Here is a 13,658-nt window from a genome sequence, read left to right as displayed (position 1 = left end):
TTTTTGATAGTTAGCGCCTCATACTAACGTAGCAGGGCGGGGCGGCCAGAATTTTTTGTAGGCAACGCGCGTGTTGCGATCGACGTCGCAACGAGGAAGGCGCGCTGCGCAAATTGTTTTGTTGCAAAAATATGGCGTGGGCGTTTCGCTTGGCGGAACGAATGCGGGATGCGAAGATGACGATGGATGCGCTGAGCCTGTTCGGCCTGTTCGCGGTAACCGCGATGTTGGTGGCCTACGCGCTGGAAGATCGCAGCCACTGGTTCATCCTGGTGTTCGCTGGCGCTTGCGCACTGGGCTCGGTCCACGGATTTCTGCAGGGCGCCTGGCCGTTTGGACTGGTCGAGGCGATCTGGACCGGCGTCGCGCTGCGGCGCTGGCATGTCAGGCAGCGATCACTTCGCCCTTGCTGTTGAGGCAGGACGCAAAGCCCTGCAGGGCGCTGTACTGATGGGCCGCGCGACGGGTGATGAAGAGTGTCTCGACGCGTGCCTGCGCCGGGGCCAGCGTGTGGACGTTGACGGTGTCATTCCGCCCGACCACGGCGCGCGGCAGCAGCGTCACGCCCATGTCGGCGGCGACGCAACCGATCATGCCGTCGAGCGTGCCGAGTTCGAACCGCGCGGAAGAGGGCCAGCCGAATTCCGAAAACACCTGTTCGAGCCGCTGGCGGTAGGTGCAGCCGGTCCGAAACACCAAAGCGGTCGGACCCGAGCCGGGCGTGCCCGCGCGCAAGGCGCCGAGGCTCTGCCAGCGCCGCGCGGTGACCAGCACCAGCTCTTCGCGGAAGGCCACCGTCGCGTCGAGTTCGGCATGCTCGATGGGGCCGGCGACGAACGCGCCGTCGAACGTGCCGTTGAGCACGCCGGCCACGAGTTCGGCCGTCGTCGATGTGCGCAGGCTCAATTGCACCGCCGGAAAGCGGCGGTGGAATTCGGCGAGCAGGGAGGGCAGGCGGACGGCGGCCGTCGTTTCCATTGAACCAATCGAGAGCGGTCCCTTCGGCTCGCCGTCGTCGCGCGCGGCGAGCAGCGCCTCGCGCGACAGCGCCGCCATCCGCTCGGCATAGGGCAGCAGACGGCGGCCGGCGCCGGTCAGCGTCATGCCGCGGCTGTGCCGCTCGAACAGCGCGGTGCCGATCTCGGCCTCCAGCGCTTTCACTCGCTGCGTGACGTTGGACTGCACAGTGTTCAGTTCGTCGGCGGCGCGCGTAATGCCGCCGAGCCGGGCGACGGTTGAAAAGGTCAGGAGGTCGCTCAATTCCATGGCGATGTCCGTTTCATTTTAGAGATCGTAGCATTCTCTAGTATTCATTTTCAGAGAATGATAGTTCGCCTTAATATCCCTGTCCAGATTGCAGGGAGAGGACATGCCGATATCGACACCATTGACCGCTCGTCTGGGCATCCAGCATCCGATCCTGTCGGCGCCGATGGACGTCATTGCGGGAGCACGCCTGACCTCGGCGGTCAGCGCCGCCGGCGGCTTCGGCATTCTCGGCGGCGGCTATGGTGACAGGGCGTGGCTGGAGCAGGAGACGGCCAAGCTCGCTGGCGCTTCTGATCCCTTCGGCATCGGCTTCATCACCTGGAGCCTCGCCAAACAGCCGGAGCTGCTGGACATCGCACTCGAAGCCGGTCCGCGCGCGATCATGCTGTCGTTCGGCGACCCAAAGCCCTTCGCGCCGCGCATCAAGGCGTCAGGCGCGCTCCTGATCTGCCAGGTGCAGGACGAAGCGATGGCGCGGCAAGCCCTCGATGCCGGCGCCGACATTCTGATCGCACAGGGCACGGAAGCCGGAGGCCACGGCGCCTCGCGCACCACCCTCGATATCGTGCCCGCGATCGTCGATCTCGCGGCCGGACGTGTGCCGGTCGCTGCCGCCGGCGGCATCGGCGATGGCCGGGGGCTGGCGGCGATGCTGACGCTCGGCGCCTCCGGCGTGCTGCTAGGCACGCGCTTCTACGCCAGCGTGGAATGTGATGGGCCGGAACAGGCCAAGCAACGAATCTGCGCGGCATCGAACGGCAACAGCGTCCGCGGCATCATCTTCGATCTCTCGCGTAACAATGTCTGGCCGGCACCGTATACCGGGCGCTGCCTGATCAACGATCATGCGCGGCGCTGGATGGGACGCGAGGTCGAACTGATGCAGAACATCAAGACAGTCGCGGCCGAATATGCGGCGGCAAGGGCCGCGGGCAATTTCGACATCGCCGCCGTCATCGCCGGCGAGGCGGTCGGGTTGATTCACGATATCCCGCCGGCCGCCGAGATCGTTGACAGGATCGTCGGCGAGGCCGAGCAGATACTCAGCGGTCGCCGCAATTCCGTTGCCGGTGTTTCCTTCCCTTCTCCCCTTGTGGGAGAAGGTGGCGCGGATGCCATCCGCGCCGGATGAGGGGTCTGTCTCCGCGGGTACAAACCCCTCACCCGTCTCGAATGAGCTCCGCTCATTCGATCCACCCTCTCCCACAAGGGGAGAGGGCTTGAGCAACGAGCAAGGAAAGCAACCATGTGGCCAGATCGCCGGATCATCGACCTCTTCAAGACCGAATTTCCGATCGTGCTGGCGCCGATGGCCGGCACCATGGATGCCGAGCTGGTGATCGCGGCGGCGCAGGGCGGCGCGCTGGGATCGCTGCCGTGCGCGATGATCACGGCGGAGAAGGCGCGCGAGCAGGTCAACATCATCCGCCAGCGCGTCACGACGCCGCTCAACATGAACTTCTTCTGCCACACGCCGGTCGATGCCGATCCCGCGCGCGAAGCCGGATGGAAGGCCAGGCTCGGCTCCTACTACAAGGAATTGGGCATCGATCCGGCCGCGCCCGTCAACGCCGCCAACCGTGCGCCGTTCGATGAGGCGATGTGCGCCGTCGTGGAGGAACTGAAGCCGGAAGTGGTCAGCTTCCATTTCGGCCTGCCGGACGCCGCGCTGGTCAAGCGGGTCAAGGCGACGGGCGCACTCGTGATGTCGTCGGCGACCATTGTGAAGGAAGCGATCTGGCTGGAGGAGCACGGCGCCGACGTCATCATCGCACAGGGCGCGGAAGCCGGCGGCCATCGCGGCATGTTCCTGACCGACAACATCGCCCAGCAACCCGGCACGTTCGCGCTGGTGCCGCAGGTGGTCGATGCGGTGAAGGTGCCTGTGATCGCGGCCGGCGGCATCGCTGACGGGCGTGGCATTGCGGCGGCGTTCGCGCTTGGCGCATCGGGCGTGCAGATCGGCAGCGCCTATCTGCGCTGCCCTGAATCCAAGGTGATCGGACCTGTGCGCACCGCGCTGGCCCAAGCGCATGACGATTCCACCGTCATCACCAATGTCATGACCGGGCGGCCTGCGCGCGGCGTCGCCAACCGCGTCATGCGCGAGGTCGGCCCGATATCGCCCGATGCGCCGGCGTTCCCGCATGCCGCCACCGCGCTCGGTCCGCTGAAGACCGCGGCCGAAAAGCTCGGCAAGGTCGACTTCACCAATCTCTGGGCGGGCCAGGCGGTGCGGATGGGCCGCGAGATGCCGGCGGCGGAATTGACCCGCTCGCTGGCAGGCGCCGCGCTGGCGCGGTTTGCTGCGTTGGGCGGATAGCGCGGTGCAGGCCTCAGGCCATCAGAGCGTGTGGACCCAGGCTTCGGGGTAAAGCGCATAAGCGTTGCCGCGCCGCGCCAGCCGCGAGAACGCCGGGAAATGCAGATGCATTCCTGCGATCAGAACGCCATCGGCGGAGACGCGGTCGAACATCCGTTTTCGCGAGGCGGCCGCTGCCGCAAGATCGGTGTCGAACCCCATGCCGGCCTCGGGAAAGGCGGTTTGCACTTCCGGCACGTGCACGGTGTCGCCCCAGATCATCAACTGATCCTGGCCTGAAGCGACCAGATAGGCGGTGTGACCCGGGGTATGCCCGTGGCTCGGGATCGCGGTGACGCCTGGAAACACTTCGCCATCCCCAAACAACCGCGTCCTGCTCTTGTAGGGCAAGACCTGCTCGCGGCCGGCCTGAAAAAACAGTTTTGCCGATCGCTCATCGGCCTTTGCCATTGCGCCGTCGTCGAACCAGTGCGCCAGCTCGTTCTCGTGCATCACGAGTTCCGCATTCGGAAACAGAAGCTGCCCGTTCGACATGTCGGTCAGGCCGGCGGAATGATCCGGATGCATGTGGGTCAGCAAGACCGTGTCGATCGATTTCGGATCGATGCCGGCAGCGGCGAGGTTGCGCTGAACGAAGCCGGCCGTGGGCTGCAGATAATTGCCCGATCCGGTGTCGATGATCGCGGTACGCCCCTTGGACCGGATCAGGAAGGTGTTGACGCTGGTCCGCCGCGCCGGGCGAAACGCGTCGTGAAGGATCTGACGCGCCTTTTCAATGTCGACGTTGCGCATGACATCGAGCGTGCCGTCGAGATAACCGTCGCTGACGGCGGTGACGACGATATCGCCGATCTTGCGATGATAGATGCCGGGAATCTGCTGGGCCGGTTGCGCATTCATGTGGGAAGACCTCGGGGCTTGAGGGGATGGTCAGGCACCGACCGATTTCAGGAACTCATCGATGCAATCGAACAATAGATCCGGGGTTTGCACCGCCATGTAGTGGCCTGTTGGGATCTCGGCGTAGCGGGCGCCTGGAATGGCCTTGGCCACGCTTTGCGCCAGCGCCGGCGGACGCACGCGATCCAGGCTGCCGCCGATCACCAGCACCGGACAATTCAGCCGGGCGAGTTCGTCCTGCATGTCGGCCGCCGCCAGCATTCGCCAGATCGTCGCATAGCTCGAGGGGTCGTTGCCGAGCCATCGGGTCCGGAAGCGCTCGAAGCGGGCGAAGTCGCCGCGAAGCTCCGGGGTATAGCCGTTGAGCATGGAATCCTCGACCGCGACGGTCATGCCGGCGGCTTCGATCCGCGCGAGGCGCTCCAGTGCCGACGCTCGACGTTCCGCCGCAATGCCGGTGGCCGGGCTGCCGACCGCAACCGCATTGGTGCGCTCCGGATAGCGGGCCGCGAAATGCAGGGCGATCGCACCGCCCACGGCGATGCCGGCTAGCGCGACCTTGCCGGTGATCCCGAATTGGTCGAGCAGGGCTGCGATGTCGGCGGCCATCGTGTCGAGGGTGAGTTCGCCGCGCACCTTCTGCGACAGTCCGGCGCCGCGGGTGTCGTAGCGCAGGACCCGGTGCGACTTCGCAAACTTTGGTGCGACGTCGTCCCAGCTTTCAAGCGAGCCGCCCATCTCGTGGACCAGCACCAGCGTGCGGTCGCCGCCGCCGCTCAGCTCGCAACGCAGTGCGGCGCCATTGACTTCGATGAAATCCATGCTGCGCCCCCGGTGTTCTTGTTCTTTTTGTTTGTCATCCGGCGAGCGACTGGCCGGTCAGCCTTGGTATCGGAAGTCCACGATACCGGAGACGATATGAATCTCAAATCGTGAACGGAGCAGGGCGCGATGTCGGCTTTTGACGCCTGTGAGCAGGGTCGCGCATGACCGCGCTAACGCGCGGGCTCACGATCCGGCCGAGCCTCCCGCCGCCGAATGCCTGGCCGTTCCGGTCTAGTGCGCCGGTTCGTCGCGCCTGACGTCGAGATGCTCGGCGGCCAGCGACCTGTAATGCGCCGCCATCTCCTTGTAGTGCTGCTTCGAGATGGGATCGGTCGCACCTTCCGCGCGGCGCTCAAACATTTCAGCCTTTTCCTGCAGGATTTTAGCCTGTTGGGACATGCCTCTCCCTCCCGTCGGTCAGGTTAAGCAGGCGAGGTAGACGATCGCGATGCCGAGCACGGTCCCGATGGACCAGAGGGCAGGATCCCAGCTTTCCGATCCGGCGCCGTCATTTTCGATGGTCGACATGACACGGCCTCCCGATCTTCTGGCCGTGACTACATTCCCCGACTGTTTCAGGATGACTACGTAGGGACGTAAAATGGTTTCGTCAGGGTGCTTTTGCGTATGAAATGGGCGCGTGGCGCTCAAAATCTTGTGCGTCGGGGCGGGGCGACTTTGATCCAAAAAGGGGTGGTATTCGGCACCGAAGGCCCCGGCCGCCTGTTCCCGCGGTTGCGGCGCAAAAGCGGCCTCTGCTATACGGCGGATGCCAATTCCCCGTTTGAGGCCTATATTATGTCTGTTGACGCCGCCACCGTTCGCCGCATCGCGCATCTGGCGCGAATTGCGGTTACCGAGGCCGAGGTTCCCCATCTGCAGGGCGAACTGAACGCTATGCTGGCCTTCGTGGAGCAGCTTTCGGAAGTGAACGTCGACGGCGTCGAACCGATGACCTCGGTGACACCGATGGAAATGAAGAAGCGGCCCGACGTGGTCAACGACGGCGAAATTCCCGACGATATCGTCAGGAATGCGCCGGAGACGCAAAATCATTTCTTCCTGGTGCCGAAGGTCATTGAATAACTCTACCTAGAGATCGGAAGTCCGATGTGTCTGCTCTGCGACGATGAAAAGGCCTACCAGGCCTACATGAACTATCTCGACGCGATGGAGCGGCAGGGCAAGGCCGCCGATCCCGACAAGGCGATGGACGCTGTCCTCGATCAGCTCGAGGCCAATGAAAGGACCCGGCCCAAGTCCAACGATCCCGCCAACGACAAGACGCTTTCTCCGTTCTTCTGCAGCCCGATCAATAAATGACCGACCTGACATCCCTGACGATCGCCGAGGCCCGCGAGGGCCTCGCGAGCAAGTCTTTCACCTCGCTTGAACTGACGGATGCGCATCTCGCCGCCATCGAAGCGGCGCGTTCGCTCAATGCCTTCGTGCTGGAAACGCCTGATAAGGCGCGTGCCATGGCACGTGTGGTCGATGCCAAGATCGCCAAGGGCGAGGGCGGGCCGCTGGCCGGCATTCCGCTCGGCATCAAGGACCTGTTCGCCACCAAGGACGTGCGCACCACCGCGTGCTCGAAGATCCTCGGCAATTTCGTGCCGCCGTACGAATCGACCGTGACCTCGCAGCTCTGGCGCGACGGTGCTGTCATGCTCGGCAAGCTCAACAATGACGAATTCGCGATGGGCTCGTCGAACGAGACCTCGTGCTTCGGCCCCGTCGTCAATCCGTGGCGGCGCGAGGGTTCCAACACCACGCTGGTGCCGGGCGGCTCCTCCGGCGGATCGGCGTCCGCTGTGGCGGCGCTGCTGTGCATGGGCGCGACCGCGACCGACACCGGCGGCTCGATCCGCCAGCCCGCTGCGTTCACCGCAACCGTCGGCGTCAAGCCGACCTATGGCCGCTGCTCGCGCTGGGGCATCGTGGCGTTCGCGTCTTCGCTGGATCAGGCGGGGCCGATCGCACGCACCACGCGCGACGCGGCGATCCTGATGCGCTCGATGGCCGGCCATGACCCCAAGGACACGACCTCGGTCGACATCGGCGTACCCGACTACGAGGCCGCGATCGGCAAGTCGGTGAAGGGCATGAAGATCGGCATCCCGAAGGAGTACCGCCTCGACGGCATGCCGGCGGAAATCGAAAAGCTCTGGACCGAAGGTGCGGCGTGGCTGAAGGCAGCCGGCGCCGAACTGGTCGAGGTGTCGCTGCCGCACACCAAATATGCGCTGCCGGCCTATTACATCGTGGCGCCCGCGGAAGCCTCGTCCAACCTCGCGCGCTACGACGGCGTCCGTTACGGCCTGCGCGTGCCGGGCCGCAGCATTGGCGAGGTGTACGAAAGCACCCGCGCCGAAGGATTTGGCGACGAAGTGCGTCGCCGCGTCATGATCGGCACCTATGTGCTCTCAGCCGGCTATTACGATGCCTATTATCTGCGCGCGCAAAAAGTGCGCACGCTGATCAAGAAGGACTTTGAGGATTGCTTCGCCAAGGGCATCAACGCGATCCTGACGCCGGCGACGCCGTCGGCGGCGTTCGGCGTCGGCGAAAAGGGCGGCGCCGATCCGGTCGAGATGTATCTCAACGACATCTTCACCGTCACCGTGAACATGGCGGGCCTGCCGGGCATCGCCGTACCCGCCGGCAAGGACGCGCAGGGACTGCCGCTCGGCCTGCAACTGATCGGCCGTCCGTTCGACGAAGAGACGCTGTTCTCGCTCGGTGAAGTCGTCGAGCAGGCGGCCGGCCGCTTCACGCCGCCGCGCTGGTGGTAGCGATGGCGGATTTCCGCGCCAGTCTCGCGGACAATGCGCCGGCATCTGGTTTGGATCAGCCGCTGGCGGGGCTATGGTGGGCCGCCAAAGGCGACTGGGACCGGGCGCACAAGATCGTGCAGGATGAAGGTAGTGCCGAGGCCGCCTGGGTGCACGCCTATCTGCACCGCGTCGAAGGCGATCTCGGCAATGCCGGCTACTGGTACCGTCAGGCCGGCCAGCCGGTGGCAAAGGATTCTCTGGAAGCCGAATGGGAGCGGATCGTGACCGCGCTGCTCGGGAGTGGAAAAGCATGAACGTGTCAGTCAAACCGGGAAAACTGATCAAGGGCCAGACCGGCGACTGGGAAGTCGTGATCGGGATGGAGATCCACGCCCAGGTCACCTCGAAGTCAAAACTGTTCTCCGGCGCCTCGACCGAATTCGGCGGCGAGCCCAACAGCCACGTCTCGCTCGTCGATGCCGCGATGCCGGGCATGCTGCCTGTCATCAACGAGGAATGCGTCAGGCAGGCTGTCAGGACCGGGCTGGGCCTCAATGCGCAAATCAATTTGCGCTCGGTGTTCGACCGCAAGAACTATTTCTATGCGGACTCGCCGCAGGGCTACCAGATCAGCCAGTACAAGTCGCCGATTGTCGGCGAGGGCGAGGTCGTGGTCGAACTGGACGGTGGCAAGACCGCGACGGTTGGGATCGAGCGGCTGCATCTGGAACAGGACGCCGGCAAATTGCTGCACGACCAGTCACCGACCATGTCCTATGTCGACCTCAACCGGTGCGGCGTGGCGCTGATGGAAATCGTGTCAAAACCGGACCTCCGCGATGCCGAGCAGGCCAAGGCCTACGTGACCAAGCTGCGTTCGATCCTGCGCTATCTCGGCACTTGCGACGGCGACATGGAGAAGGGTTCACTGCGCGCCGACGTCAACGTTTCCGTGCGCAAGCCGGGAGGGCCGCTCGGCACCCGCTGCGAAATCAAGAACATGAACTCGATCAACTTCATCGGCCAGGCGATCGAGTACGAGGCACGGCGCCAGATCGAGATCATCGAGGATGGCGGCACGATCGATCAGGAAACGCGGCTGTTCGACCCCAACAAGGGCGAGACGCGCTCGATGCGCTCCAAGGAAGAGGCGCATGACTATCGCTATTTTCCGGATCCGGACCTGCTGCCGCTCGAATTCACGCAAGGCTATGTCGACGAGCTGAAAGCGCATTTGCCGGAACTGCCGGACCAGAAGAAGGCGCGCTTCATCGAGAGCCTCGGCCTGTCGCCCTACGACGCCGGCGTGCTGGTGGCCGAGCGCGAGAGCGCGGTGTTCTATGAAACTGTGCTGGCAGGCCTTGCCGACAAGGCGCGCGACGGCAAACTCGCGGCCAACTGGGTGATCAACGAGCTGTTCGGTCGTCTCAACAAGGAAGGCCATGACATCACGGACTCGCCGGTGTCGGCGGCGCAGCTCGCGGCGATCGTCGATCTGATCGGCGAGGGCACGATCTCCGGCAAGATCGCAAAGGACCTGTTCGAGATCGTCTGGACCGAAGGTGGCGACCCGCGCGAGCTGGTCGAAAGCCGCGGCATGAAGCAGGTCACGGACTTGGGCGCGATCGAGAGGGTCGTCGACGACATCATCGCGGCCAATCCGGACAAGGTCGCGCAGGCGAAAGCCAAGCCGCAGCTCGCCGGCTGGTTCGTCGGCCAGGTGATGAAGCAATCGGGCGGCAAGGCCAATCCGCAAGCGGTCAACGATCTCTTGAAAGCGAAGCTCGGCATCTGAAGCGTCCCGTAACGGGACGACTCCCGCGCTGATGGCGCAACGATCGATGCGCGCGAACGTGCATCGGTCGTCCATCGCGATCTGAAATTCATCATCGCGACCGACAGCGCAGTTGCGAATCGGTCTGCGCGATTCGCAAAAAAGTTCGGTTTTGGCGAGCGGCGATGAGACGCCAGCGCTGTGACCATGAAAATTTTTTTATTGCCAAAACTTGCGACTCAGAGTCCGCGCACCCGGCTTTTGGGCGGCATCACTGAGTCGCGGTGAACGCGCGCATGCATTGATCGTCACTTCGGTGAATCAAAGAAAGCACTGCGGCACAGGCGCTTTCTTCAATATTGGCAAACACCGATGTCGATCGTTGCGCCACTTTTTGCATCGACGCGCGCATCCATCATTGTGTTGTCGAACGAAGTGCTTCGCGCGCTCTCTCGTCGCCGTGTCAACACTTCCTTAAGCGGGACGCTGTTTTTTTGGATGCGTTGGTGTATTCGGGATGTAGTGCATCTCGATTCCCGAGTGCACGCAGCGACTAAGCCATCTCACTTACATTAGGAGGGCAACATGGCCAAGAAAGCTAAGAAGGCGAAGAAAGCGAAGAGCGCAGTGAAGAAGACTGCGAAGAAGACCCGCAAGGTCGCCAAGAAGAAGTAAATTCGCTTCTTTGAAAATTGCCGGCGGCTTGATGCCGGCACGTCACTTGAGCCCCAGGACTAAACGCTGAAGGCTCCGGTCGACGAAAGAGGGTGTCGGCGAGACATCAGGTCAACGGCTGGATCGTATTTCGGAAAGAGTGCTCTTCAAACGAGGCTCGCTCTTTCAAAACCGGTCCGGCAGAAGAAACAGGTTTTCTTCGTTCGGTGCGGGTATCCTTAACTACCCGCAGTTTCACCGGGGCCAAAGCCCGGTATGAAATCTGGTCCTGACGTGTTCGCCGACGCCCTCGTTCCTCGGGGCGTACTCGTCCCCTAAGGGGCGTACTCGTCCCCCGGAACGCCCGCTTTCGCTGGAGCGCTCCGACAGCCGCCGCATCAGGCGCGCGGCCTTGAAACCTCCCCCACTTCATTGTCCATCATTCGCAGGCGTCGAACGTCTCGGTTCCGCCTATCGCTCCAGGCGCGTTGTCGCTTGCCGTTCGGCCCGCCGAATATGCTCCGATGATCCTGAGCTATCGCGCCAGCCGATGCCGAGCGATGATGACGCCGACATTGCCGCGATGGTTATCGTTTTGCGAAACCGCAGGGTAAACCGACCTTCACGATTGGCAACTTCTCCCTGCGCCGCAGGCACTTCTGCGATTTCGCGTTCGGCGGCGCGCTGCGCGCGTTTACATCCCGTTCATCGCGAACCTTAAACTGCCCTTCAAATTTGATCGGCCATGATCATCCCAACAACAGACCGGAAAACGGTACGCGCATGATCCGCCAAAGTGTGGGCGGTTTGGCGATTAGATCATGCGCTTCTCTAAAAAAGGGCGCACGATCGGACGCAAAACCGGTTCCCACTTTTGCTGATCGCGCGCTGGGATAACAGGCAGACTAACAGTGGACAGGGGCCGCGCTCGGGGGAGGGCGGCAACGATAAAAAGGGGAGCTGAGGATGTTTCAGGGGAACATTGATCTCGATAGTGCAATTCCGGTGGAAGCCACCGCGATTCCGGACGTGCTGTTCGAGCGCGGTCTTTACTGGGCGAGCGGCCGTTCCGGCGTGGTCAATCTCGTCGCGGCCCACAAATGGTTCAATCTGGCCGCGCTGAAGGGACGCGCGGATGCCATCTCGATGCGCCGCGAGGTCGCCGCGATGATGTCGGATGCGGAAATCGCCACCGCCCAGCGCGAAGCCCGTGCCTGGATGACCGCGCATTAATTTCCGTCGTTTCGACAGGTGAGCCGACCTCGGATTGCATGAGGCGGCCAGGGCGAAAAACCGCCCGGGTGGCTCTCTCTATGGCCATCGGGGGAAACACTCCGGGACCGGAGCGTGTGCCAGTTTCGCAGGGGTCGTTTTGTCGGAACGCGACAGGGCTACCCTGATTGAAGCCATATGGTGGCATGGCGTCGTCTACGATTCCAAGCCTCATTCGCCAAACGGCTGGATCGCATGGGCCGCGAAAATCAGGCGCGCGAAATCGCGGCACTTGGACGATGACGCCACTGGCGCGGCTTGATCGCGCGGCCTCGCTGCTGGATCGGACCCGCGGAGCCCGCCTGGTCCAATAGCATCCAACACAGTCTCTGGTTGAAATTCATACATGGAATCAACGCTGTTAGGTCTTGATTTGATTCAATCCGATCAAATCCACTAGCGATAACGCTGCGCGCCAAGTGCTGCCGGGCGACCTCACCGAACATCGCCGTGTAAAGGTGGACATGGGGGGCGACGCATTATCATGTCCTTCGTTGGCATTGATTTAGATCAAGATCGTTCCTGCCGAGCGGCCGCATCGATACCAAAATTGCACCTTGCTCCGATATCTACCGAGGATTTTGCGTAGCTTGGGGATGCATCGGCTGGGAGGTAACGCAGTGAAAGCGAAGCCAGAGCCAACGCGCAATATCGCCATTTGTGATAGTCCTTCGGATATCGACAAAATGATCTGGATACCCGGCGGCACTTTCCGCATGGGATCGGACAAGCATTATCCCGAAGAAGCTCCGGCGCACCGCGTCACCGTGGACGGCTTCTGGATGGACCGCTATCCCGTGACGAACAGTCAATTCAGGGAGTTCGTAAGAGCGACCAAACACGTCACTGTCGCCGAAATCACACCCGACCCCAAGGATTATCCAGGAATACTCCCGCATATGATCTACGCGGGCTCCCTGATGTTCTCTCCGCCCAACCATCCGGTCAGCCTCCGGGACTTCAGCCAGTGGTGGACCTTCGCCAGGGGCGCGCAATGGCGGCATCCCTACGGACCCGGAAGCAACATCCGTGGGCTGGACGATCACCCGGTCGTGCATGTGGCCTTCAACGATGCGCTCGCCTATGCGAAATGGGCTGGCAAGGATTTGCCAACCGAAGCGGAATGGGAGTTTGCAGCACGCGGCGGGCTCGAGGACACCGAATTTGCGTGGGGCGATGAATTCACGCCGGCCGGCCATCACATGGCAAACACCTGGCAGGGTGGTTTTCCGCACCAAAACACCAATGCCGACGGCTTCGAGCGCACTTCACCGGTCACCGCATTCCCGCCGAATGGGTATGGCCTCAACGACATGATCGGCAACGTCTGGGAATGGACGGCCGACTGGTATTCGCCAAAGCATCAGGCAGATGCTCCGAAGGCTTGCTGCATCCCGGAGAACCCGCGCGGCGGCCGCGAGGCCGACAGTTACGACCCCAGAACGACGAACGTGAAGATTCCACGGAAGGTCATCAAAGGCGGCTCGCATTTGTGCGCGCCGAACTACTGCCGACGCTACCGGCCGGCAGCGCGCCATGCTGAGCCGGTCGATACTTCCACGAGCCATCTTGGCTTTCGATGCATCAGGCGAGGAGCCACTGACGCATCATAAAGAGGGAGAGCGAAGCCATGTTGAGTACCGTATTCGCTGCCAAGCCACCATTTATTGCAACGCCGCCACGCAAGACACCTGGTTTGCTATCCTGCGCCTCGCTGCTCAGCGCGACGATGTTGATGTCGCTGTCCGGGCCAGCCAGCACGCCGGCAACAGCACAGCAACCGGCTCGGCCGCCGGCTCCACAGCCGGTCCAGCAGCAGGCTCAGCAGACGACGCAGCAGCCCGCTCAGCAGCCGGCTCAGAGA

General features: G+C 62.9%; 14 protein-coding genes. 10 read left to right on the top strand and 4 right to left on the bottom strand.

Annotated elements, in window-relative coordinates:
* Positions 1–182 precede the first annotated feature (182 nt).
* Positions 183–416, top strand: a complete 234-nt coding sequence (locus ACH79_RS35295) for a hypothetical protein (RefSeq protein ID WP_161856723.1) — start codon at positions 183–185, stop codon at positions 414–416.
* Here the strand turns inward: ACH79_RS35295 and ACH79_RS35290 are convergent.
* Complete coding sequence (locus ACH79_RS35290; protein ID WP_161855055.1) at positions 385–1,266, bottom strand: LysR family transcriptional regulator; 882 nt, start codon at positions 1,264–1,266, stop codon at positions 385–387. The genes ACH79_RS35295 and ACH79_RS35290 overlap by 32 nt on opposite strands.
* Positions 1,267–1,369: 103 nt before the next feature.
* Here ACH79_RS35290 and ACH79_RS35285 point away from each other — a divergent pair, with 103 nt between their 5' ends.
* Both ACH79_RS35285 and ACH79_RS35280 read left to right on the top strand, forming a co-directional pair.
* Positions 1,370–2,401 carry a nitronate monooxygenase family protein gene (locus ACH79_RS35285; RefSeq protein ID WP_161855054.1) on the top strand — a complete coding sequence of 344 codons (1,032 nt, stop codon included), beginning with the start codon at positions 1,370–1,372 and terminating at the stop codon, positions 2,399–2,401.
* A gap of 114 nt (positions 2,402–2,515) precedes the next feature.
* The gene (locus ACH79_RS35280) at positions 2,516–3,592 is read left to right on the top strand and encodes a nitronate monooxygenase family protein (protein ID WP_161855053.1); all 1,077 of its coding nucleotides are present in this window, start codon (positions 2,516–2,518) and stop codon (positions 3,590–3,592) included.
* Positions 3,593–3,613: 21 nt separating this feature from the next.
* On the opposite strand, the gene ACH79_RS35275 is transcribed toward ACH79_RS35280, so the two are convergent.
* From ACH79_RS35275 to ACH79_RS35265, 3 genes are all read right to left on the bottom strand, one after another.
* Positions 3,614–4,492 (bottom strand): MBL fold metallo-hydrolase, encoded by an 879-nt coding sequence (locus ACH79_RS35275; RefSeq protein WP_161855052.1) that lies wholly within the window; start codon positions 4,490–4,492, stop codon positions 3,614–3,616.
* Between the two features lie 30 nt (positions 4,493–4,522).
* A complete protein-coding gene (locus tag ACH79_RS35270) occupies positions 4,523–5,314 on the bottom strand; it encodes an alpha/beta fold hydrolase (protein WP_161855051.1) in 792 nt (263 codons plus the stop codon).
* A 234-nt stretch (positions 5,315–5,548) separates the two neighbouring features.
* Positions 5,549–5,716, bottom strand: coding sequence for a hypothetical protein (locus ACH79_RS35265; protein ID WP_161855050.1), 168 nt, complete (start codon positions 5,714–5,716; stop codon positions 5,549–5,551).
* 399 nt (positions 5,717–6,115) lie between these two features.
* On the opposite strand from ACH79_RS35265, the gene gatC reads away from it, so the two are divergent.
* From gatC to ACH79_RS35230, 7 genes are all read left to right on the top strand, one after another.
* On the top strand, positions 6,116–6,403 hold the full coding sequence (gene gatC / locus ACH79_RS35260) for an Asp-tRNA(Asn)/Glu-tRNA(Gln) amidotransferase subunit GatC (RefSeq protein WP_161855049.1): 288 nt from the start codon (positions 6,116–6,118) through the stop codon (positions 6,401–6,403).
* A gap of 24 nt (positions 6,404–6,427) precedes the next feature.
* Positions 6,428–6,640, top strand: coding sequence for a hypothetical protein (locus ACH79_RS35255; RefSeq protein WP_057836657.1), 213 nt, complete (start codon positions 6,428–6,430; stop codon positions 6,638–6,640).
* On the top strand, positions 6,637–8,112 hold the full coding sequence (gatA, locus tag ACH79_RS35250; protein ID WP_161855048.1) for an Asp-tRNA(Asn)/Glu-tRNA(Gln) amidotransferase subunit GatA: 1,476 nt from the start codon (positions 6,637–6,639) through the stop codon (positions 8,110–8,112). The genes ACH79_RS35255 and gatA overlap by 4 nt, the downstream gene beginning before the upstream one ends.
* 2 nt (positions 8,113–8,114) lie before the next feature.
* Positions 8,115–8,408 carry a hypothetical protein gene (locus tag ACH79_RS35245; protein WP_161855047.1) on the top strand — a complete coding sequence of 98 codons (294 nt, stop codon included), beginning with the start codon at positions 8,115–8,117 and terminating at the stop codon, positions 8,406–8,408.
* Entirely contained in the window at positions 8,405–9,889 is a 1,485-nt protein-coding gene (gatB, locus tag ACH79_RS35240; protein ID WP_161855046.1) for an Asp-tRNA(Asn)/Glu-tRNA(Gln) amidotransferase subunit GatB, read from the top strand. The genes ACH79_RS35245 and gatB overlap by 4 nt, the downstream gene beginning before the upstream one ends.
* A 1,599-nt stretch (positions 9,890–11,488) precedes the next feature.
* Positions 11,489–11,755: a hypothetical protein gene (locus ACH79_RS35235; protein ID WP_161855045.1), complete on the top strand. Its 267-nt coding sequence runs from the start codon at positions 11,489–11,491 to the stop codon at positions 11,753–11,755.
* A gap of 725 nt (positions 11,756–12,480) precedes the next feature.
* Positions 12,481–13,407 carry a formylglycine-generating enzyme family protein gene (locus tag ACH79_RS35230; protein WP_161855044.1) on the top strand — a complete coding sequence of 309 codons (927 nt, stop codon included), beginning with the start codon at positions 12,481–12,483 and terminating at the stop codon, positions 13,405–13,407.
* Positions 13,408–13,658 lie beyond the last annotated feature (251 nt).

Source organism: Bradyrhizobium sp. CCBAU 051011 (genome assembly GCF_009930815.1).
In the GTDB taxonomy this organism is placed as follows: domain Bacteria; phylum Pseudomonadota; class Alphaproteobacteria; order Rhizobiales; family Xanthobacteraceae; genus Bradyrhizobium.
This window is presented reverse-complemented; position numbering and strand designations above follow the sequence as displayed.

Excerpts from the sequence above, each read along its gene's own strand:
- ACH79_RS35295 (WP_161856723.1), top strand. The coding sequence starts at position 183 with ATGGATGCGCTGAGCCTGTTCGGCCTGTTCGCGGTAACCGCGATGTTG.
- ACH79_RS35290 (WP_161855055.1), bottom strand. The coding sequence starts at position 1,266 with ATGGAATTGAGCGACCTCCTGACCTTTTCAACCGTCGCCCGGCTCGGC.
- ACH79_RS35285 (WP_161855054.1), top strand. The coding sequence starts at position 1,370 with ATGCCGATATCGACACCATTGACCGCTCGTCTGGGCATCCAGCATCCG.
- ACH79_RS35280 (WP_161855053.1), top strand. The coding sequence starts at position 2,516 with ATGTGGCCAGATCGCCGGATCATCGACCTCTTCAAGACCGAATTTCCG.
- ACH79_RS35275 (WP_161855052.1), bottom strand. The coding sequence starts at position 4,492 with ATGAATGCGCAACCGGCCCAGCAGATTCCCGGCATCTATCATCGCAAG.
- ACH79_RS35270 (WP_161855051.1), bottom strand. The coding sequence starts at position 5,314 with ATGGATTTCATCGAAGTCAATGGCGCCGCACTGCGTTGCGAGCTGAGC.
- ACH79_RS35265 (WP_161855050.1), bottom strand. The coding sequence starts at position 5,716 with ATGTCCCAACAGGCTAAAATCCTGCAGGAAAAGGCTGAAATGTTTGAG.
- gatC (WP_161855049.1), top strand. The coding sequence starts at position 6,116 with ATGTCTGTTGACGCCGCCACCGTTCGCCGCATCGCGCATCTGGCGCGA.
- ACH79_RS35255 (WP_057836657.1), top strand. The coding sequence starts at position 6,428 with ATGTGTCTGCTCTGCGACGATGAAAAGGCCTACCAGGCCTACATGAAC.
- gatA (WP_161855048.1), top strand. The coding sequence starts at position 6,637 with ATGACCGACCTGACATCCCTGACGATCGCCGAGGCCCGCGAGGGCCTC.
- ACH79_RS35245 (WP_161855047.1), top strand. The coding sequence starts at position 8,115 with ATGGCGGATTTCCGCGCCAGTCTCGCGGACAATGCGCCGGCATCTGGT.
- gatB (WP_161855046.1), top strand. The coding sequence starts at position 8,405 with ATGAACGTGTCAGTCAAACCGGGAAAACTGATCAAGGGCCAGACCGGC.
- ACH79_RS35235 (WP_161855045.1), top strand. The coding sequence starts at position 11,489 with ATGTTTCAGGGGAACATTGATCTCGATAGTGCAATTCCGGTGGAAGCC.
- ACH79_RS35230 (WP_161855044.1), top strand. The coding sequence starts at position 12,481 with ATGATCTGGATACCCGGCGGCACTTTCCGCATGGGATCGGACAAGCAT.